Origin of the sequence: Microcystis sp. Msp_OC_L_20101000_S702 (genome assembly GCF_007095705.1) — a bacterium.
Taxonomy (GTDB): Bacteria; Cyanobacteriota; Cyanobacteriia; order Cyanobacteriales; family Microcystaceae; genus Microcystis; species Microcystis ichthyoblabe_A.
The window spans coordinates 1-19,441 of record NZ_SFBO01000195.1 but is presented as its reverse complement, the minus strand read 5'-3'; the positions used below and the strand labels follow the sequence as shown (position 1 = coordinate 19,441).

Annotated in this window: 17 protein-coding genes and 1 pseudogene; 11 read left to right on the top strand and 7 right to left on the bottom strand. The window is 41.8% G+C overall.

The window, feature by feature from the left end:
* Positions 1-234: 234 nt before the first annotated feature.
* Positions 235-1,347 carry a DegT/DnrJ/EryC1/StrS family aminotransferase gene (locus tag EWV60_RS20255; RefSeq protein WP_002773205.1) on the bottom strand — a complete coding sequence of 371 codons (1,113 nt, stop codon included), beginning with the start codon at positions 1,345-1,347 and terminating at the stop codon, positions 235-237.
* 74 nt (positions 1,348-1,421) lie between these two features.
* Positions 1,422-2,645, bottom strand: coding sequence for an RNA-guided endonuclease InsQ/TnpB family protein (locus EWV60_RS20250; RefSeq protein WP_002773207.1), 1,224 nt, complete (start codon positions 2,643-2,645; stop codon positions 1,422-1,424).
* 371 nt (positions 2,646-3,016) lie between these two features.
* Between EWV60_RS20250 and EWV60_RS20245 the strand changes: the two genes are divergently transcribed.
* Positions 3,017-3,793, top strand: a complete 777-nt coding sequence (locus tag EWV60_RS20245; protein ID WP_002734326.1) for an ABC transporter permease — start codon at positions 3,017-3,019, stop codon at positions 3,791-3,793.
* An 88-nt stretch (positions 3,794-3,881) separates the two neighbouring features.
* On the opposite strand, the gene EWV60_RS20240 is transcribed toward EWV60_RS20245, so the two are convergent.
* Positions 3,882-4,898: a type I glyceraldehyde-3-phosphate dehydrogenase gene (locus tag EWV60_RS20240; RefSeq protein WP_002731954.1), complete on the bottom strand. Its 1,017-nt coding sequence runs from the start codon at positions 4,896-4,898 to the stop codon at positions 3,882-3,884.
* A gap of 371 nt (positions 4,899-5,269) precedes the next feature.
* Entirely contained in the window at positions 5,270-5,590 is a 321-nt protein-coding gene (locus EWV60_RS20235) for a DUF3155 domain-containing protein (protein WP_002732265.1), read from the bottom strand.
* Between the two features lie 388 nt (positions 5,591-5,978).
* On the opposite strand from EWV60_RS20235, the gene EWV60_RS20230 reads away from it, so the two are divergent.
* The 4 genes from EWV60_RS20230 to EWV60_RS20215 all read left to right on the top strand — a co-directional run bounded on the left by EWV60_RS20230 (position 5,979) and on the right by EWV60_RS20215 (position 10,683).
* Positions 5,979-7,235, top strand: coding sequence for a GAF domain-containing sensor histidine kinase (locus EWV60_RS20230; RefSeq protein WP_103111117.1), 1,257 nt, complete (start codon positions 5,979-5,981; stop codon positions 7,233-7,235).
* Between the two features lie 119 nt (positions 7,236-7,354).
* Positions 7,355-7,729, top strand: coding sequence for a type IV pilus biogenesis protein EbsA (gene ebsA / locus EWV60_RS20225; RefSeq protein ID WP_287234293.1), 375 nt, complete (start codon positions 7,355-7,357; stop codon positions 7,727-7,729).
* A 37-nt stretch (positions 7,730-7,766) separates the two neighbouring features.
* The gene (locus EWV60_RS20220) at positions 7,767-8,843 is read left to right on the top strand and encodes a phosphotransacetylase family protein (protein ID WP_287234291.1); all 1,077 of its coding nucleotides are present in this window, start codon (positions 7,767-7,769) and stop codon (positions 8,841-8,843) included.
* Between the two features lie 40 nt (positions 8,844-8,883).
* A complete protein-coding gene (locus EWV60_RS20215) occupies positions 8,884-10,683 on the top strand; it encodes an ABC transporter ATP-binding protein (RefSeq protein WP_287234289.1) in 1,800 nt (599 codons plus the stop codon).
* A gap of 24 nt (positions 10,684-10,707) precedes the next feature.
* Here the strand turns inward: EWV60_RS20215 and aroQ are convergent, their stop codons facing one another.
* Positions 10,708-11,163 (bottom strand): type II 3-dehydroquinate dehydratase, encoded by a 456-nt coding sequence (aroQ, locus tag EWV60_RS20210; protein ID WP_002734113.1) that lies wholly within the window; start codon positions 11,161-11,163, stop codon positions 10,708-10,710.
* 243 nt (positions 11,164-11,406) lie between these two features.
* Between aroQ and mutL the strand changes: the two genes are divergently transcribed.
* The 4 genes from mutL (at position 11,407) to EWV60_RS20190 (ending at position 17,183) form a co-directional block, all read left to right on the top strand.
* Positions 11,407-13,059, top strand: coding sequence for a DNA mismatch repair endonuclease MutL (gene mutL, locus EWV60_RS20205; RefSeq protein ID WP_002773214.1), 1,653 nt, complete (start codon positions 11,407-11,409; stop codon positions 13,057-13,059).
* A gap of 290 nt (positions 13,060-13,349) precedes the next feature.
* A complete protein-coding gene (locus tag EWV60_RS20200) occupies positions 13,350-15,434 on the top strand; it encodes an NACHT domain-containing protein (RefSeq protein WP_287234286.1) in 2,085 nt (694 codons plus the stop codon).
* Positions 15,435-15,901: 467 nt separating this feature from the next.
* The gene (locus tag EWV60_RS20195; RefSeq protein ID WP_002773219.1) at positions 15,902-16,609 is read left to right on the top strand and encodes a hypothetical protein; all 708 of its coding nucleotides are present in this window, start codon (positions 15,902-15,904) and stop codon (positions 16,607-16,609) included.
* Between the two features lie 163 nt (positions 16,610-16,772).
* Entirely contained in the window at positions 16,773-17,183 is a 411-nt protein-coding gene (locus tag EWV60_RS20190) for a VOC family protein (RefSeq protein ID WP_287234284.1), read from the top strand.
* Here the strand turns inward: EWV60_RS20190 and EWV60_RS20185 are convergent.
* Positions 17,150-18,334: a class I SAM-dependent rRNA methyltransferase gene (locus tag EWV60_RS20185; RefSeq protein ID WP_287234282.1), complete on the bottom strand. Its 1,185-nt coding sequence runs from the start codon at positions 18,332-18,334 to the stop codon at positions 17,150-17,152. The two genes, EWV60_RS20190 and EWV60_RS20185, sit on opposite strands and share 34 nt — an antisense overlap.
* Here EWV60_RS20185 and EWV60_RS20180 point away from each other — a divergent pair.
* A complete protein-coding gene (locus EWV60_RS20180; protein WP_002737283.1) occupies positions 18,333-18,464 on the top strand; it encodes a hypothetical protein in 132 nt (43 codons plus the stop codon). The two genes, EWV60_RS20185 and EWV60_RS20180, sit on opposite strands and share 2 nt — an antisense overlap.
* A 60-nt stretch (positions 18,465-18,524) precedes the next feature.
* Positions 18,525-19,319 (top strand): MlaE family lipid ABC transporter permease subunit, encoded by a 795-nt coding sequence (locus EWV60_RS20175; RefSeq protein ID WP_002735680.1) that lies wholly within the window; start codon positions 18,525-18,527, stop codon positions 19,317-19,319.
* Between the two features lie 12 nt (positions 19,320-19,331).
* Here EWV60_RS20175 and EWV60_RS20170 read toward each other — a convergent pair.
* Positions 19,332-19,441 (bottom strand): annotated as a pseudogene (locus tag EWV60_RS20170) (IS30 family transposase); the annotation flags it as partial.

Below are 19,441 nucleotides of genomic sequence, written 5' to 3'. Positions count from 1 at the left end.
GATCAAGCTAGAGGTTTAAAGACTGATCGGGTTCCAATTATTTTTATTAATAAATATTTTACACAATTCATACCAGGTAAGCAAGAGAGCTACGCCACTACTACCGAATCATTACCAAATTTTATGTTAAGAAAGATGTGACTAATGGATAGCTTAATAAGGGGAGGAATCTGACAATTTTTAACACCTACCTACTTAATTCATAATTCATAATTCATAATTCCCACTGATAACTTAGGAACTATGCAAACAATCTTTCAGCGCGTAGGCTACCTGTTGTTGTTCCTCGCAGCTTAAATCGGGGAACATAGGCAAAGATAACACTTTTTCACTGGCCAATTCAGCCATGGGTAAATCACCTTTTTTATAGCCTAAATACTGATAAACCGGCTGTAAATGTAGGGGAATCGGATAATAAACCATGGATAGGACATCTTTTTCCTGCAAAGCTGCCCGAATTTGGTCACGATTTTCCGTTAGGATTGTGTACTGATTCCAAACGTGCTTACCTCCGGCTAAAGCGGTAGGTAAAGTGATATTAGGCAAAGGTTGCAGTAATTCCCGATAACGTTGGGCAATCTCGATCCGTTGATTATTCCAAAAATCGAGATATTTTAGCTTAATTTGCAAAATAACCGCTTGAATGGCATCTAAGCGGCTATTGACACCGATTACCTCATGAAAATAACGCACCTTGCTCCCATGTTCTTTAACCATGCGAATTTGTGCCGCTAACTCGGGGTTATTGGTGGTAATTGCGCCACCATCGCCACAACCGCCTAAATTTTTGGTGGGAAAGAAGCTAAAACAGCCAATATCGCCGATACTCCCCACTTTCTGGCCATACCATTCTGCTCCCGTTGCCTGAGCGCAATCCTCAATGACCAATAAATTATGAGAACGAGCGAAATTTACTACCTCAGACATATTGACAGATTGCCCAAAAAGGTGTACTGGGATAATCGCTTTAGTCTGGGGAGTAAGCGCTTTTTCCAACAGTGCCACATCGAGGTTAAAAGTATTAATATCGATATCGACAAAAACCGGCACTGCCCCGACTAAATTAATCGCTTCGGCGGTGGCAATAAACGAAAAAGTGGAAGTAATTACTTCATCCCCCGCTTGAATACCGAGGGAGCGCAGTGCCAGATAAAGGGCATCGGTTCCCGAATTACAGGCGACACAATCGCTAACACCATGATAGAGGGCAAATTGTCGTTCTAATTCGCTCACAGCTTCACCGCCAATATAGCGCCCAGAACGGAGGATTTCTAACACGGCATGGTTAGCTTCTTCGCTGATGACTTGGTATTGACGGGATAAATCGACGGGGGGAATTGTACTCACGCGCTTTCACTCAAATTAGAGACTAATCGGGATTTGTCGGCGAAAAGAAGGAATAATTATTGACGCTCCCCGCTCTAAAGAGACGGGGATTCTTCGTTCATTGAGTCTCCGTTAGCAAGCAGGATTTCTCCAACCAACCAAGAGGGAATCTCTCCCGAAGCGTTTAAAGTTTGCGTGCGCCCCACGCTACTTAATCCCTTTTGCAAGATGTTTAAAGCGGCGTTTCTGTCTCGACAATCTGTATATCCACAATGAGGACAAACATGGGTTCGAGTAGATAGCGACTTTTGGACTTTTTGTCCACAATTAGAACAATTTTGAGACGTATTATGAGGTGAGACAGCGATAGTTAACTTGCAGTATTTGTCCCCAAAATACTCTAGCCATTGCCTAAAAACAGACCATCCTGCATCAGTTATCGACTTAGCTAAATGACGATTCTTAACCATGCCTTTGATATTCAAGTCTTCATACGCGATTAAGTCGTTAGACTTAACTAAACGGAGTGCCACACTCTTGACAAACTCTTCTCGTTGCCTACTTACTCTTAAATGTTTCCGAGCATATCGCTTTCTAGCTTTGTGATAATTACGAGATTGTTTTTTACCCTTGCGGTATTTCTTCGACTTTTTCCTGTTTAATCGGTTTAGTTGTTTTTCAGCTTTTCGATAGTAGTTCGGACAATCAATTTGATGGCCTTCGCTATCTACTAAGAAAAACTTTAATCCAACATCAATCCCAGTGGCTTTCTGGGAGGGTGTTAAAGGCTTAACCGTGTCTCTGGGGTCTAATTTAAGGCAAAACTGCACATAATAACCATCGGCACGATTAAGGATTCTTACCCGTTTAATCTGGTCTGGTTGATAGTAATTAATATCTCTAGAGCCAATCAGTTTAAGAGTGCCAATACCTTTTTTGTCTGTAAAGGTAATATGACGTTTATCTTTTGATAGCTTCCATCCAGACACTTTATACTCAACAGAACGGGAATGTTTTTTAAACTTAGGGTAGCCTTTCTTTCCTTTAACTTTATTTTGGCAATTATCGTAAAACCGAGTAATTGCCCGCAAGGTTCTTTCTACGGCAGTCTGGCAAGCATGGGAGTTTAAATCATCAACAAATTTAAACTCTTTCCTTAATGCTGTGTTGTATCGAAATAACTCTGTTTTGCCAACACCCTGATTATCCATCCAATAACGCAGAACTTTATTCCGAACAAATTGGGTTGTCCGTATTGCTTCGTTAATGGCTTCTATCTGATTAGGTTTTGGCTTAACCTTGTATTCTAGTACAAACATTTTGACACTGCTCGACCGAGTATCAATATCTTAGCACAAAATTCTTTAAGTTGACAATATATATTTAAGTGGAGCCGCCCAACCCTACACTAAAGGGCGGGGCTTGTACTCAAATTTTCGGTCAAAAATAATTATAAACTTGCTATTTATATAGGACTTACGCATTGACAAGATCGACCAAATACGAGGTATGGGTTCTGGGCATTTTAACGTGATTTTTTGATGACTTTTGAGCGATCGCTATTGATCGGAAGTTAATCGCCAAAAGTCTGAAACGACGGATTTTCGTTCATACACATCATGGTGAATTTGTACAATGCGTAACCCCTATTATAGATTAAGTATTGTTGTAATTTGTTTCTTTTATTTTTATGGATGGATTAGTAGAACTAAATCTGGTGGACTTGGGTTGGGCTTTGGGGATGATGGGTATTTGTTTAATCCTCTCCCGTTGGTCAAATTTAGCTCTAGAGGGCCAATTATTATTGGCGACCGGTCGATCGATCCTGCAATTATTAGTGGTAGGCTACGTTATCGCCTTTATTTTTTCCCTGGATAATCCTCTAGCCGTGCTGGGGATTTTGGCAGTAATGATGACTATCGCGACTATTGTTGCTAAAAATCGCATTGATAGCCGAGATAAAGGCTTATTACCCCTAGTTTTTGGCTCTTTATTGATTAGTAGCTGTCTAACTTTAGGTTATGCGATCGCTTTAATTATTCAACCAGAACAATGGTACTCACCCCAATACTTGATTCCCTTGACGGGGATGGTGTTAGGCAATGCCATGAATAGTGCCTCTTTAGCCGGGGAAAGATTAAGCAGTGCCATTAAAAGTCACCGTTTAGAAATCGAAACCCATCTTTGTTTAGGGGCAACCCCTCAACAAGCGATCGCATCTTACCAAAAAGCAGCGATTCGAGCTAGTTTAATACCCACCCTCAATCAGATGATGGTGGTGGGTTTAGTCAGTTTACCCGGAATGTTCACCGGACAGGTATTGGCAGGAAGTGAACCTTTAAACGCCGCTTCCTACCAGATACTGATCCTGTTTATGATTGCCCTAGCTAACCTAATCACCGCTCAATTGGTGACAGAGGGAATCTATCGGCGCTTTTTCGGTGAGAATTTATCACTTATCAGTTAACAGTTATCAGTTAGTCAGTTATCACTAACCACTCCTGACTCCTAATTAACGCCCACTGTTCACCGATTACAGTTGACTGATCACTGATTTAGCCTTTCCACTTGCTGGCAACGACTTCAGCGAGATCAACCACCCGTTGGGAGTAACCCCATTCGTTATCGTACCAAGCGATAACTTTCACCATATCGCCACCCATCACCATGGTGAGACTAGCATCAATGATCGAGGAGGCATCAACACCGCGATAATCAGAGGAAACGAGGGGTAAATCATTATATTCGAGAATTCCTTTTAAAGAATTTTCCGAAGCTTCTTTGAGGACTTCGTTTACCTGTTCCGCGATCGTGCTTTTTTCCACTTGCGCCACTAAATCCACCACAGAAACGTTAGGAGTGGGTACACGCAGAGCGATACCGTTAAGTTTCCCTTTCATGTCGGGGATAACTAAGGCTACAGCTTTAGCGGCACCGGTGGAGGTGGGAACGATGTTAACGGCGGCGGCGCGAGCGCGACGCAGATCCCGGTGACTAGCATCCAGAATCCGTTGATCACCAGTGTAACTGTGGGTGGTGGTCATCGTCCCTTTGATGATGCCGAAGTTTTCGTGAATCACTTTGACAACAGGAGCAAGACAGTTAGTCGTACAACTGGCATTGCTAATGACATTGTATTTATCGTGTTCGTATTCGTGAGCGTTGACACCAACTACATAGGTTCCCACTCCCGAACCTTTACCCGGTGCGGTAATGAGGACTTTTTTAGCTCCTGCGACAATATGCTTAGAAGCGCCCTCTTCATCAACGAAAACACCGGTAGCTTCGATCACTAAATCTACACCCCATTCTGCCCAGGGCAGATTGAGGGGATTGCGATCGGAATAACATTTAATGGTTTTACCGTTAACAATTAAAGAATTATCATCGGCATCGATATTAGCGTTAAGTTTGCCTAACATCGAGTCATACTTGAGCAGGTGAGCGTTACTCCGGGGATCGGATGTATCATTGATCCCCACTACTTCTAAGCCACTATTAGTCCGTCCTAACCAACATCTTAGGAAATTACGTCCAATCCGTCCGAAACCATTGATCGCTACTCTAATCACTGCTGCTTGCCCTCTACGTTCTAGTGCAATACATAAAAAAATAATTAATGTTCCCAATCATACCTTAAAGGTTGAACTTTACGATCCTGATCGAAAATAATTTATTACCTCAGCAATCCTATCGGGTTTAAATGAGAAAATTTAATTGATTAAAGCGATTTAAAGCCAAAATTAGCCTAAATAATCCCTAAAAGATTCTCATAACCCCATTCCCTCCTTAGCTGTCCGCCTTTTCGGTAATCAGATGTGAGTTTTCAGTTTACTGATTACTGATCACTTAAAGGTCCCCGCTCCTCTTATCCTCAAAAAAAACTCGTTTACTTTTCTGTAAACGAGTTCACTTTCCATGATACGATTAATAGTCCTTTGAGTTATTTGGCAACTGCTACCGGTGCTTTGACGGGCTGAGGCTGGGGCTGCAGATCGCGCAAGCTTGGGAAAAGGAAGTGGTTTTCCTCCACATATTGCGCTCCAAACAGTCCTTTTTCAGCCCAGAAATAGCGATCGGTTGTATGCTCGTTACGCTTAACAACCAATAAAGCTGGTGGGCTAATGCCTATAGCTTGAATATACTTACGCGCCGCAGTTACGGGTTTATCTTCGCCACTTTCAATACTATACTGGGGTACAAGTTCAAGTATCTTACGTCCTTCTTGACGACGGCGACTCTTACGTTTCCGTTTTCTGGCCAACCCAATTACCTCCTGTTTTGGCTAATCGTTGTAATGATAGTTACAAAAGCCGTAGCGATTATATCCCTTCTAGATCGAGAAATCAAGTGTCCCTTAGAAAGCCAATTACGGACAAGTTTGACCGGAAGCTAGACTGGGACTATGTTTAAGTTTTTCTGACAAAAACACAGCCCCAAATCCCGATACAAAACTTATTATTTTTAAACTTTTTTTAATATATACCGTGATCCACCCCGAAAACAGTGACCAAACCCTTATCCTAATTGCTTTTTACTGGCTGCACCCGACCCAAGGAGAGAGTCATTCTCTCCCCTGTCAACTGGGAAATAAAACTCGTAACCCTAGCTTTATCAAGGTTTTCTGATTTTTTACTTTTTACTTTCCTAGTATGCCCTTCTCCTCCCCCTCCCGGACTCCCCTGAGTGATGATTTTATTGCCCTGTGTCAGGCACAGATGGAACTTTTGCGGGAGCAAATGGAAGCAGACAGAAGTGCGGTTTATTTAACTGAACCTTTATCGAGTAATTTAATCCCAGTCGTTGTTTATCCGCCCTTTAATCCCCCTTCTCCCCAAAAAAAGCGGCTTTCCTTGCAACCAGGGCAACCGGCGGCTGACTTGTTAACTGCGGTTAAGTTAGAAGATTTATCCCACCTCTGGAGTAATCAGGAGACTGTCAGCGGTCATCGCTTGTTTTTACCCTTAATGTATGAAGAGGGCATGATCGGATTATTGGTGACAACCAGAGAAAAACGACCTTGGCAAAGTTCGGAATTAACCCAGATGGCAAAAATCACCCAAACCCTCGCTTTAGCCTGTGTACTCGATCGCCAATTGGGAGAAGAACGTTATTATCGACAATGGCAACGTCAGCGCCTCGATACTTTTCTCCATCAAATCCGCAATCCCCTTACCGCTTTAAAAACCTTTGGTAAACTTCTACTCAAAAGGCTTTTAGCCGAAGAAGGTAACGATCCTGCCATTACCGGTATATTGAGGGAAAGCGATCGAGTTCGGGACTTAATTGCCGAATTTGAGGCACAAATTCAGCAAGAAAGCGAAAATTACCCCACCGTCGATATTCCTCTCCTGCAAGCGCAATCTTCCCCCACCACCTTTCTCTTGCCTGCTGGCAGCAGCCAACTAACTCCGATCAATCTCCATGATATTCTCGATCCGCTGCTCCTTTCGGCCCAGGCTGTAGCCAAAGAGAGAAATCTCAGTCTAGAAACGATTCACGGGGAAGACATACCACTTATTCGGGCCAATATCCCCGGTTTGCGGGAAGTATTCAGCAATTTAATTGATAATGCTCTCAAATATACTCCTGCTGGCGGAAAAGTCACCGTCGAGGTAAAAAATGTTAAGAATAGTGTAGAAATTGTTTTTAAAGACACAGGTTATGGTATAGCGAGGAGTGATCAAGAAAGAATTTTTCAACGTCACTACCGGGGAGTGCAAGCAGGGGGAGATATACCTGGTACGGGATTGGGTTTAGCGATCGCCAAAGAATTAATTACCAGCATGGGGGGGACGATTGAATTTATCAGTCCTAATCCCGATCCAACAAGTTCCCCTTACCCCGGCACGGTTTTTCGGGTTAGTATGCCAGTTATAGCCGATGATCACCTCAGTGAAGAAAGCTGATCTGGCCGTAAAATCTGCCTATTTTCTTGATCGGGAGATTATGGGGGCGATCGGTTAAAATATATAGAAAATATCAGTTTCACTGGTAACTTGGCTGAGAACCCAAGAATTGACTAATTATGCCGACGATCGAACAATTGGAACCCGCTAATAAGGCTGATGTGTTAGTATATATGCCCTACTATGCCAAGGACAAACATAGTATCTTGCCCTATGCGATCGCTTTGTATCAAGGAGGAGCTTTAGAAGGTCGTCGTCACATAGAAAATAGCGAAGGGATTCCCTTTGTGGCCTCTTGGTATGTATCAAAATTGCCCTCGGAATTGACCCGTTGTCGTTTACAATTTGAAGGACAGGCCGACCTAAGCTATGAGATGACGATTCTTAACGCCGAGTTGATCGAGTATCTCATCGGTGCAATTAAAACCTTTAAGCAGCTAGGTTCGGCCGACTTTTCGCAGGGATTTTATCGGAAACTGCTGCAATTTGAATGATAAAAGTCGGGATTTTACGGGTTAAAAGGAGCAAATCGTGGCCAAATCAGCCAAATCTATACTTATCTCTTCCCTGGAACCCCTCAGTGGTAAATCGGGAACTGTCGTCGGGTTAGCGCATCTCTTGCGACAAAAAGGACTAGAGATAAGTTACGGCAAACCAGTGGGCAATTGTCCGGGCTACGTCGATGGGCAATTGGTCGATGAGGATGTAGAATTTATTCGGCAATTATTAGAATTATCCCCCGAGCAGCTGCGTTTACCCCTGATCTACACTGATGCGGATTCCGTTGCTAAACGTTTACAAGGTGTAGATCAACAGGACTACGGCAATATTCTTGCTGGTTATCTCGATCGAGTTAACAGTGATATTATCCTCCTCGAAGGGCCGGGGACTCTCTGGGAAGGCAGTATTTTTCAGTTATCGATGGGGGAGATGGCCAAAATTCTCCAGACTCCAATCCTATTGGTGGCCCGCTATAGTTCTCCCCTAATTGCCGAGAGTCTGCTGAAAGCAAGAGAGGAATTAAATAATCAGCTGCTGGGGGTAGTGATTAGTGATATCCCGGCCGATGATTGGGAGGAAGTACAATCTCTCCTGAAACCCTATTTTTCCCGCCAAGGAGTGGAAGTTTTAGGACTGTTACCTGCTAGTAAATTATTGCGTAGTATTAGTGTTCGGGAAATTGTCCATCTTTTGGGGGCCAAAGTATTATGTCGGCCTGATCGTTTAGATTGGATGGTAGAAAGTTTAGCGATCGGGGCGATGAATGTCAACGCCGCTTTAGAATATTTTCGCAAGGGGGAAAATATGGCCGTGATCACGGGCGGCGATCGCACAGACCTCCAGTTAGCTGCCCTAGAAACTTCTACCACCTGTTTGATCTTAACTGGTTCTATCTCTCCGGATCCCCTAATTTTGGGACGGGCCGAGGATTTAGAAGTACCGATTCTCTCGGTAAATTTAGATACTCTCAGTACCGTGGAAATCGTCGATCAGGCCTTCGGGAAAATTCGCTTACAGGAACAGGTAAAAGTCGCTTGTATTCGCGAATTAATGGGGGAACATTTCCAAATCGATCGCCTGTTAGAAAAGTTAACAATAGGGGCGTAATTTCTCCCCTGCTGCCCAGAATTTCATGGGAAATCACTTCATGAGTCTATCATCCTCCCCTGTGTCCCCTCCGGTCAAAGAAAATGACTGGAGCTTATTATTAAGATTACTTCCCTACGCAAAAAAGCAAAAAGCCCTGCTATTTTGGTCATTAATACTTCTTTTTCCCCTATCTCTGACGGGGGCGATCCAACCCTTAATTATCGGTCAAGCGGTTTCCCTTTTGCAAAAGGAACAAACCTGGGGGTTTTTGTCTCAAATGCCCTTAACAGCAGCCATTAATACCCTAATTATTATCCTGTCGGTTTCGATTATTTTACGACTGATTTTAGGGACAACACAAGGTTATCTAGTGCAGAAAGTCGGTCAGTCAATTACTGCTAATGTCCGGGAAGATTTATTTAGTCATGTTACTTCCCTTTCCTCTAGTTTTTTTGATCGCTCTCCCGTGGGACGTTTAGTCACTCGTTTAACCAGCGATGTGGAAGCATTAGGAGAAGTTTTTGCTAGTGGGGCGATCGGAGTTGTCAGTGATCTGGTCAATATTTTAGTTATTATCCTCACCATGTTTACCCTGCAATGGCAATTAGCTCTATTGTTGGTGTTGATGTTATTTCCTGTCACTGCTTTAATTATCTTTTTTCAAAAACAATATCGCAGCGCTAACTATCAAGTACGCGAGCAATTATCAAAACTTAATGCCCAATTACAGGAAAATGTAGTCGGAGTTAATATTGTTCAATTATTTCGCCGCGAACGCTTTAACGCTGAAATGTTTCGCGCTACCAATACTCAGTATCGTCGCTCCCTAGATAAAACAATTTTTTATGATTCGGCCGTCTCAGCTACGTTGGAATGGATCGGATTAATTGCCGTGGCAGGAGTATTATGGTTAGGGGGTATTTTTATTCTCCAAAAAACCATTGATTTTGGGGTTTTATCGGCTTTTATTTTATTCTCCCAACGTCTCTTTAATCCCCTGCGTCAGTTTGCCGAAAAATTTACCATGTTTCAATCGGGTTTTACTGCTATTGAACGCATTGGGGAATTAATGAGTATTCCCATTGAAATTACTGATTCTAACAATTATAAAGAGATTTCTTTCCCAGCAAAACTTAAAACTGGCGAGATTATTTTTGAAAATGTTTGGTTTGGTTATAAACCAGATGAATATATTATCAAAGGTCTCAATTTTACCATTAATCCGGGGGAAAAAGTCGCTTTAGTCGGTCCCACTGGTGCGGGAAAAAGTTCGATTATTCGTCTTCTCTGTCGTCTTTACGAACCAAGTAAGGGCAGAATTCTAGTGGATGGTATCGATATCCGTTATCTTCCCCAAGCGGAATTAAGACGTTATATCGGTGTGATTCTCCAAGAAACTTTTCTCTTTGCTGGAGATGTTACTCGCAATATTACTTTAGGAGAAAATTATGATTTTGAGCAGGTGAAGGCAGCGGCTAAATTAACTAATATCGATCACTTTATCGAGGAGTTACCGGATGGTTATCATACTCTTTTACGCGAACGGGGCGCAAATTTGTCGGGAGGACAAAAACAATTACTCGCTTTTGCGAGAGTCGCTATTCGTAACCCCGAAATTTTAGTTTTAGATGAAGCTACTGCTAGTTTAGACGTGGGGACAGAAGTATTAATTCAAGAAGCTTTAGAACAGATTTTAGTCGATCGTACTGCTATTATTATCGCCCATCGTCTCTCTACTATTCGCAATGTCGATCGAATTCTTGTCCTGAAACGCGGGGAATTAGTCGAATCGGGAACCCATGAAGATTTATTAACTAAAGACGGCCTCTACGCTAGTTTATCGAAAATTTGGGTTTAAAAGCCTGAAGTTCCAGCATTTGTCTTAAATTTTCCCATTCTTTTGCAAATAATCGACTAATGCCCATAATCCTAAGCGATAACTTTCGGCCCCAAAACCGCTAATCTGTCCGATGGCTATATCGGCAATGTAGGAATGATGACGAAAAGACTCGCGTTTGTAAATATTGCTTAAGTGTACTTCCACACAGGCGATTTTTGTGCCTAAGAGTGCGTCGCGGATGGCGATACTGGTATGAGTATAAGCTGCTGCATTAATCAAAATACCGTTATGCTGACCCCATGCTTGCTGAATCCAGTCCACTAATTGCCCTTCCTGATTGGACTGGTGCGCGGTTAAATTCACCCCTAAACGGGTAGCTTCTTCACTTAAAAACTGGTTAATCGCTTCTAAATTGATGTTACCGTAGAGATTCGGCTCTCTTTTCCCCAATAGGTTTAAATTCGGTCCGTGTAAAACCAGAATGCTTAGTTTATTCACTACTGTCTTCCCTATCATCACCAGAATCAATCTTATCTCGATCAGGGATTATTGCCTATCAACAACATTTTTGCCGATTTAGTATCATTGGACTTGCTCCAGGACTATCGCTATATTTGATCGGTGCAGCGGGATGGCAAGGAAGCAGCGATCGCCGATAAATTGCTAGGGAGCGGAGTCCTTAATCATGCACCCCCTGTGCGACAATATATCGAGTTTGCCCTTGGCTAAAACCATTAATTGATGACCTTGCCCATACAAGTTTTACCCCAAGACGTAATCGATTTAATTGCCGCAGGAGAGGTAATCGACTCTTTAGGCGCTGTGGTGCGGGAATTAGTCGAAAATGCCATTGATGCGGGGGCAGATAGGATTACCATCGATATATCTCCCCAAAATTGGCGAATACAAGTATCGGATAACGGTAGGGGAATGTCTAGAGAAGATTTGCAACTGTGTAGCTATGCCCACAGTACCAGCAAAATCCGCCAACGGGAGGATATTTGGCAGATTACCAGTCTCGGATTCCGTGGTGAAGCTTTGCACAGTATCGCACAGGTGGCGCGTCTGCGGGTTGCCAGTCGCCATGACGATGATTTAGGTTGTTATTGTCTTTACAATCACCAGGGCGAGCCGGATAATTTAGAAACGATTCCTATAGCTATCGGCACTATCGTCACGGTAGAAAATCTCTTTGGTAACTTTCCTGTGCGTCGTCAAGCTTTACCGTCAATTAACAAACAATTAAAGGATATACAGACTTTAATTCATAATTTTGCTCTCTGTCATCCCCAAATTACTTGGCAGGTTTTCCAAGATCATCAAGATTGGTTACGCATTAGTCCAGGTAAGGATGCCAGTCAAATATTACCGCAATTAGTTAAATCTCTGCATTTTAACGATTTAGCAGCCCTAAAACTTGACTTAACGACTCCTGACGCAGAATCTGCCCAAATTGAATTAGTCATTGGTTTGCCCGATCGCATTTCTCGCCATCAACCGGATTGGGTTAAAATTGCTGTTAATGGGCGAATGGTGCGCTCATCGGAGTTAGAACAGGCAATATTTCAAGCTTTCGCTCGTACAGTCCCTAAAGATCGCTATCCCGTTTGTTTTCTCCATTTACATCTTAACCCTCGTTCGATCGATTGGAATCGTCACCCAGCTAAAGCGGAAATATACCTGCATAACCTCGTTTTTTGGCAAGAACAGATAATTTCAGCCATAGACAAGGCTTTAGGACTAAATCCCGAACATATACCCGAAAAAGCGCAAAATCAGCGCGTCAGTCAAATTCTCAAGGCTGCCGAAGAAAAAAGCACCTATATAATAGGGGAGAAATCCAGCAAAAATCGGCTGGAATTAAAGGCATTAGCTCAAATTCACCAAACTTATATAGTTGCCGAACATCCTAACGGATTATGGTTAGTGGAACAACATATTGCCCATGAGCGGGTTTTGTACGAACGTTTAGAGGATAACTGGGAAATCGTGCCGTTAGATACTCCGATCATCTTAAATCAGTTAACTACTCGACAAATCGAACAATTACAACGTTTAGGATTAGAAGTTGCTAGTTTTGGCGATCGCTCTTGGGCAATTCGTAGTATTCCTGTTCTACTAAAAGAACGGGAGGATCGGGCTGATGCTTTACTAGAATTAAGTTTAGGGGGCGATTTACAAACCGCTCAGGTTGCTACCGCTTGCCGTAGTGCGATCCGCAACGGTACAGCTTTAAGTTTAGAAGAAATGCAGAATTTACTCGATGATTGGCAAAATACTCGTAATCCCCGCACTTGTCCCCACGGAAGACCGATTTACTTATCCTTAGAAGAAACTTCGCTCGCTCGCTTCTTCCGTCGTCATTGGGTAATCGGCAAAAGTCACGGCATTTAATCAGTTATCAGGATTCAGGAGTCGGGATTCAGGAGATTATTTTTATTTATTCTCCTCTCCCCTCTCTGGGCTCTTCTAGGTTCTGTGTGATAAGTTTAACTTACTATATGATCGATCGATCTTTGTGTCCTCTGTGTCTGGAGTGGTTCCCTCCACTCCCTCGTCAGCAGGACTATATCTCAGAATACATTTTACCCACCAAATCCAAAAGAGCCAGCGGGTTTCTGAGTTGTTGGGAAACCCGCTTTCTGGCTTATACTGAACTTCAGAGGGTTTACAGGGGTTAAGTTATGACAGGAATTGAAACAACCATTGTAACGGCATTGACTAATAATTTTATTGGTCAAACGATTAAATCGGGGTGGGAGGGTATTAATAAAAATGATTTTTTGAATAAAGATGTCGGGCAGCTTATCAGAGAAGGAAAGTATCTTTTTTTGCGGGAATATACTCAACGTTACTGGGATCGGCACGGCATGATTAAGGTTTTAAAAATGTCTAAGCCGATGGATTTGGAGTCAATTTATGTTAATGTCAAATGTTTGGGGAATTTAGTCAGGGATTATTATGATGAAAATTTAGAAAATAAATATCGTGAGAGTAAGCAGCGACGGTTTAACTTTAGGGATGATGGTAAAAAAGATGGTTTACTTTTGGCGAATCAAGAACAATATTTAATGGTACTTGGTGATCCCGGCATTGGTAAATCTACATTTTTGCGAAAAGTTGGGCTAGAAGCTCTCAAGGGAAATAAAGACAGTTATCAGCATTCTCTAACACCTGTTTTACTGGAGTTGAAAAACTTTAAAGAAAACGAGATTAATATTCAGGCATTAATTGAAGAGGAGTTTAAAATCTGTGGTTTTCCCAATGTGGAAAAAAATATTAGCAATAAACTAGAAAAAGGGGAATTACTAATTTTATTAGATGGTTTGGATGAAGTGCCAACAGCTAATGTGAATAATGTAATCGAGAAAATCAAAGATTTTGTAGATAGGCATCATAAAAATCGTTTTATTCTCTCCTGTCGCACTGCTGCTAGAACTCATCTTCGACAATTTACCGATATTGAAATTGTCGAATTTGATGATCAGCAAATTCAAAGTTTTATTGAACATTGGTTTAGTTCGGAATTAGATCGGAAAAATGAGACGGCTAAAAATTGTTGGGAACTGTTGCAAAAAAAGGAGTATAAAAGTGCAAAAGAGTTAGCTCATACACCGTTATTGTTGACTTTTTTGTGTTTGGTTTATGATGAAAATCAATCTTTTCCCACAAATCGCAGTCGCCTTTATCAAGATGCGTTACGAATTTTATTGGAAAAATGGTCAGCCGAAAAACGTTTACCTAATCGCGGTTTAGTTTATGAAAATCTCAGTATTGAGCAAGAAGAAATTTTGCTATCTGAAATTGCTTATCAAAATTTTGTAGCAGATAAACTTTTTTTAGAAAAACGAGAAGTTGTTAAGCAAATTAAAGATCACCTTAAACAAAACTTAAATGCTCCGCAACATCTGGACGGCGAAAAAGTATTAAAAACCATTGAAATTGAACAGGGAATTTTAGTAGAGCGGGCGAGAGATGTCTATTCTTTTTCTCATTTAACCCTTCAGGAATACCTCACGGCTCAGTATATCTATGACAATGATTTGATTGAAGAAGCAGTTAAGAATTATGTAACAGAAACTCGTTGGCAAGAGGTGTTTTTGTTAGTTGCAGGGTTGATGCGAGGGAAAGCCGATAAATTGTTATTAGCAATGGAGAAAGAAGCCCATAATTATCTTAAAACGCCCCTCGGTCAAAAATTAGTGCCGATTTTACAATGGGCAGATGAGATGACTAAAGATTCTGTTGATAGTCCGATTAAACCTGTAGGAAGAAGAGCGATCGCCTCCATCGCCATCGCCGTCATCATCGCCATCGCCATCGCCAACGTCTACGGCATCACCCACTGCATCGCCATCGCCTACGCCTACGCCCCCGATATCACCTACTTAATCACCGAGATGTCCTATACCCCCAAACTCATCTATGAGTTTGTCCGGTTAGTTAACTTATTTGCTCAGGATCGAATTATTTCTAAGGTTAATTTTTCCCAATTAATCGCTGATTTAGAAGCTTTCAAACAAATTATTCCTGATGATAAAGCAACTACAAAAGAACGTCAAGAATTTTTTGATCAATTATTTAAAATGTGGAATACTGCTTTTAATTTAACGCCTGAATTACTTAATTTATCCAACTACGAAATTGACGATATAGACAACCATTATTTTTATATTAATAGCCTGATTCTCTGCTGCCAAAAAGTGGCTGTTAATATTTCCCCTACCGTCTGGCAAGAAATCGAAGAACGAATGCTCCGCGTTCCTTAACTTCTACTTTTTTTCTCAAATCTTGCCTTTCCAATTGGATGAGATTAGCGAAATATTAAGTAGGTAGGCGTTAAAAATTATCAGATGCCCCCCTTATCAAGGGGGGACTAAGGGGGGATCGGCACCCCCCTTATCAAGGGGGGACTAAGGGGGGATCGAACCTAAAATCCATTTTTGAATTGGCGGGTTTTAGAAGAGGGGCGAACTTTAGCTGATTATAACATCCAAATAGAAAGCACATTACATCTAATCCAAAATTCACCGGTAACTGTTTTTGAACCTTCGGTAACAGCCGCTCTAATTTTTCTAGGGTTAGGGTCCATAATAGTAAGATCGACGAATCTTAATCAACGGAGGAAAAAAACAGACCAAAATGCTTTAAAATCGGGTAAAATAGTTCATAAATGAACTTCTCCTAAATATGGTGGCTAGGGCGATAATTAGTTTAGTATTAGTGAAAACTTGGAATGGTTCCGATGATGATGAAATTATTAGGATGTCTAGTCATTTTTGCAAGTTTAGTCAATGTTACACCAGGGATGGCAATTCATTCCCCCCGACAAGTTGCTCAAGCGTCTATCACTTCTTCGATTCAAGGTTATTGTTTTTCGGTCGCTAATGATAATCTGGATGCTACCGCGAGGATTTATATTCAGGGAAATCAAGTCACGGGTCGGGTAGAAGCTACAATTCATAATGAACAAGCAGCTTATTATAGTTCCTATACTCAAACCTTACAAGGAACAAAAAAGGGGAATCAGTTAAACTTAAATATCACGACAAAAATTGAGTTAGACACCCAAAAAACTCAAGCAATCTGGACATTAACCGCAGATTCTTTGAATACGGGACGAGAAGTTTATCAAAGACAACCTTGTTTATTGTCTCAAATCCGGTTTGCACCAGGGACTAATAGCGCCACCGTTAATCAATCGGTTGTGCGAGGGAGTCGAAATATTTATCTCTTAAGAGCAAATCAAGGACAGAGAATGGATCTGAAAATTACATCCTTAGAAAATAATGCCGTATTTGATGTGATTGCACCGAATGGGGAAATATTGACAACAGAAGCTACCCAATCTAGTCTAAAATTACCTGCTACTGGAAATTATGAAATAATTGTAGGAGGAACTCGCGGCAATGCCACCTATAAATTAAATGTTAAAATTCAATAAATAGTAGCAATGTCCACCCGAAGATACTTTCATTGGTGGAACTTTAGCCAAAAGATTGTCAACCACAACGGTAGCAGCATCAATCTTGAATCAGTAAACAGTTATCAGTTATTCAGTTATCAGTTTACTGTTTACCGATCACTGAAAAAGCTTGCCAACTCCAATGAATAACCCCCCCGATAGTCCATTCAATTACACAGAGGCTTTTATTGCCCTAGGAACGAGTAATTTCGATCGCTCGGTGCAGTTTTATTGTCAACTGTTGCAACAGGAACCAAACCCCTATTTTGTCGCCGTTTATGCGGAATTTAGGCTGATTAACCTTAAGTTAGGTCTTTTTTGCCCTAAAGAGTCCCACAGAGAGGAATTTGGCGATTCTAGGGGCAGTGGCATGAGCATTTGTTTCGAGGTGGAGAGTCTCGAAAAAGCGATCGAGCATTGGAGCGAAATCGGCTATGGTGCTAGGGGAGAAATTAGCCAAACTTCCCACGGTCTGGAAATCTACATCTATGATCCAGATGGTAATCGTTTAATTTTCCATCAATCCACCGCTAAAACCAATCCTTTCAGGTAGGAACCTTCCGAGTGATAGATACTGGTGGGATGGTCGGCCGGTTGGCTTAAACGTGCTAAAATTCGCACTGGGCGAGCCGATTCAATGGCGGCAGCCATGACAGCCCCCTGAAAATGTTCTTCGTTAACCACTTGGGAACAGGAAAAGGTGAAAATAATACCTTGGGGGCGAATTTTCTGGAAAGCTTGGTAATTTAATCTTTTATAAGCCATAACCGCCTGATGACGGGATTGGATACTTTTGGCAAAAGCGGGGGGATCGAGGACAATCAGATCGTAATCCTCCTGACAGTCGCGCAGGAAGTTAAAAACATCGGCGCTGTAGGATTGATGGGGAACTTGACTGAGATTATTCAGGGCGATATTTTTTTCGGTAAGATCGATCGCACCGTGGGAACTATCAACGGAATCGACTAGGGCAGCCCCCGCTTGCATAGCATAGACGGAAAAGCCGCCAGAGTAGCAAAAAGTATTTAAAACCCGTTTATTATGGGAATATTGAGATAATAAGGCTCTATTTTCCCTTTGATCGAGGAAAAATCCCGTTTTTTGTCCTTTTTCCCAATCAATAATAAAGCGATGGCCAGATTCTAACACCTCATCGCTGGTTTTTTGACCAAATAAGTATTTATTTTCGGAAATATGGGCGCTTTTCGCTAAAACTGCGGCACTTTTATCGTAAACTGCCCGTAAATTGTCAGCGTAGATAGTTTTCAGACAATCGACAATCAGATCGAGACGTTGGTATAAAGCTAAGGAATAAGCTTGAATAACCGCCGTGCCATTGTACCAATCGACGATTAAACTGGGTAAACCGTCTCCTTCAGCGTTAATTAAACGATAACAGTTAGTTTTCGGGTTATCCACTAAACCGATTTGTTGCCGCAGCTGATAGGCATTCTGGAATTTTTCGAGAAATAATTGAGCAATATCGCTGACTTTTGGGAAAGAAAGAATTTTAACGGCAATATTGCTAGGATTATACAGTCCAGTGGCTAGATATTCGCCTCGATCGCTATAAACCTCCACGATAGCACCCTCTTTGACTTCCCCCTCCATCTCTTTAATCGCCCCGGAAAATATCCAAGGATGGAATCGTTTAACAGCATCAATTTTATGGTTTCTCAGGATAATTTTCGGTAAATCTGGCATGGATAAAGAATCAGGGTTGATAGCTGACGGCTACTGGAAATTCTATTATCCCCTGCTGGCAGCACAAAACCATAGTTTCTTATCCCTCGATCGAGTGGCATCAAAGCAAGTCCCCACAATCGAGGGATAATCAGAGGAAATTCTCGCCTATAATAAAATAAGTTAGATTTTAGCGATAGTCCCTCGACAAATGCCAAGGAAAAGTGATGCTGCCAGTGGTTTAAGTTTATGGTTTCAGCGTTTGGGCGCTGCCAGTTTATTAGCGGGACAAACTTTTTTGCATATTCTTAATGGCAAAATCCACCGTCGTAATACTCTGGAACAAATGAGCATTGTTGGACCAGAATCCTTGACAATTGCCCTAATTACTGCTGCTTTTGTGGGTATGGTTTTCACTATTCAGGTAGCCAGAGAATTTATTTTTTTTGGGGCGGGTAGTTTTGTTGGGGGAGTCCTTTCCTTGGCTTTAACAAGAGAATTAGCCCCGGTTTTAACTGCGGTGGTGGTGGCGGGGAGAGTTGGCTCGGCTTTTGCCGCCGAAATTGGTACAATGCGAGTAACAGAACAAATTGACGCTTTATATATTTTAAAAACCGATCCGATCGATTATTTGGTCATTCCCCGGGTGATTGCCTGTAGTTTAATGTTACCCCTGCTCACTATTATCTCTTTAGTCACGGGATTACTGGGTGGTTTATTGATTTCTGATAGTCTTTACGGTGTTTCCTATTCCCTATTCTTACAATCAGCCCAAAATTTTCTACAAACATGGGATTTAATTAGTTCTATGTTAAAGTCCCTAATTTTTGGGATTTTAATTGCCATTATCGGTTGCAGTTGGGGTTTAACCACCACCGGCGGTGCTAAAGGAGTTGGTCAATCCACTACCACGGCTGTGGTAACTTCTTTATTGGCGATTTTTGTGGCTAATTTTTTCCTCTCTTGGCTGATGTTTCAAGGGACTGGTAATGTGGAAATCGGCTAAGACAGGGCCAATTCAAGTCTGAATTGCATCACTGTCTGATCTACCTTTATAGAATACCTCATTCGGGGTACGATAGTCAAGACATTTTCGAGGACGATTGTTAATCAAGTTTACGGCTCTTT

Bases quoted from the DNA above. Each gene is read 5' to 3' on its own strand.
- EWV60_RS20185 (WP_287234282.1), bottom strand. From the start codon at position 18,334: ATGCCAGATTTACCGAAAATTATCCTGAGAAACCATAAAATTGATGCT.
- EWV60_RS20245 (WP_002734326.1), top strand. From the start codon at position 3,017: ATGGATGGATTAGTAGAACTAAATCTGGTGGACTTGGGTTGGGCTTTG.
- EWV60_RS20180 (WP_002737283.1), top strand. From the start codon at position 18,333: ATGGATAAAGAATCAGGGTTGATAGCTGACGGCTACTGGAAATTCTAT.
- EWV60_RS20250 (WP_002773207.1), bottom strand. From the start codon at position 2,645: ATGTTTGTACTAGAATACAAGGTTAAGCCAAAACCTAATCAGATAGAA.
- EWV60_RS20230 (WP_103111117.1), top strand. From the start codon at position 5,979: ATGCCCTTCTCCTCCCCCTCCCGGACTCCCCTGAGTGATGATTTTATT.
- EWV60_RS20200 (WP_287234286.1), top strand. From the start codon at position 13,350: ATGACAGGAATTGAAACAACCATTGTAACGGCATTGACTAATAATTTT.
- EWV60_RS20215 (WP_287234289.1), top strand. From the start codon at position 8,884: ATGAGTCTATCATCCTCCCCTGTGTCCCCTCCGGTCAAAGAAAATGAC.
- mutL (WP_002773214.1), top strand. From the start codon at position 11,407: ATGACCTTGCCCATACAAGTTTTACCCCAAGACGTAATCGATTTAATT.
- ebsA (WP_287234293.1), top strand. From the start codon at position 7,355: ATGCCGACGATCGAACAATTGGAACCCGCTAATAAGGCTGATGTGTTA.
- EWV60_RS20190 (WP_287234284.1), top strand. From the start codon at position 16,773: ATGAATAACCCCCCCGATAGTCCATTCAATTACACAGAGGCTTTTATT.
- EWV60_RS20195 (WP_002773219.1), top strand. From the start codon at position 15,902: ATGGTTCCGATGATGATGAAATTATTAGGATGTCTAGTCATTTTTGCA.
- EWV60_RS20175 (WP_002735680.1), top strand. From the start codon at position 18,525: ATGCCAAGGAAAAGTGATGCTGCCAGTGGTTTAAGTTTATGGTTTCAG.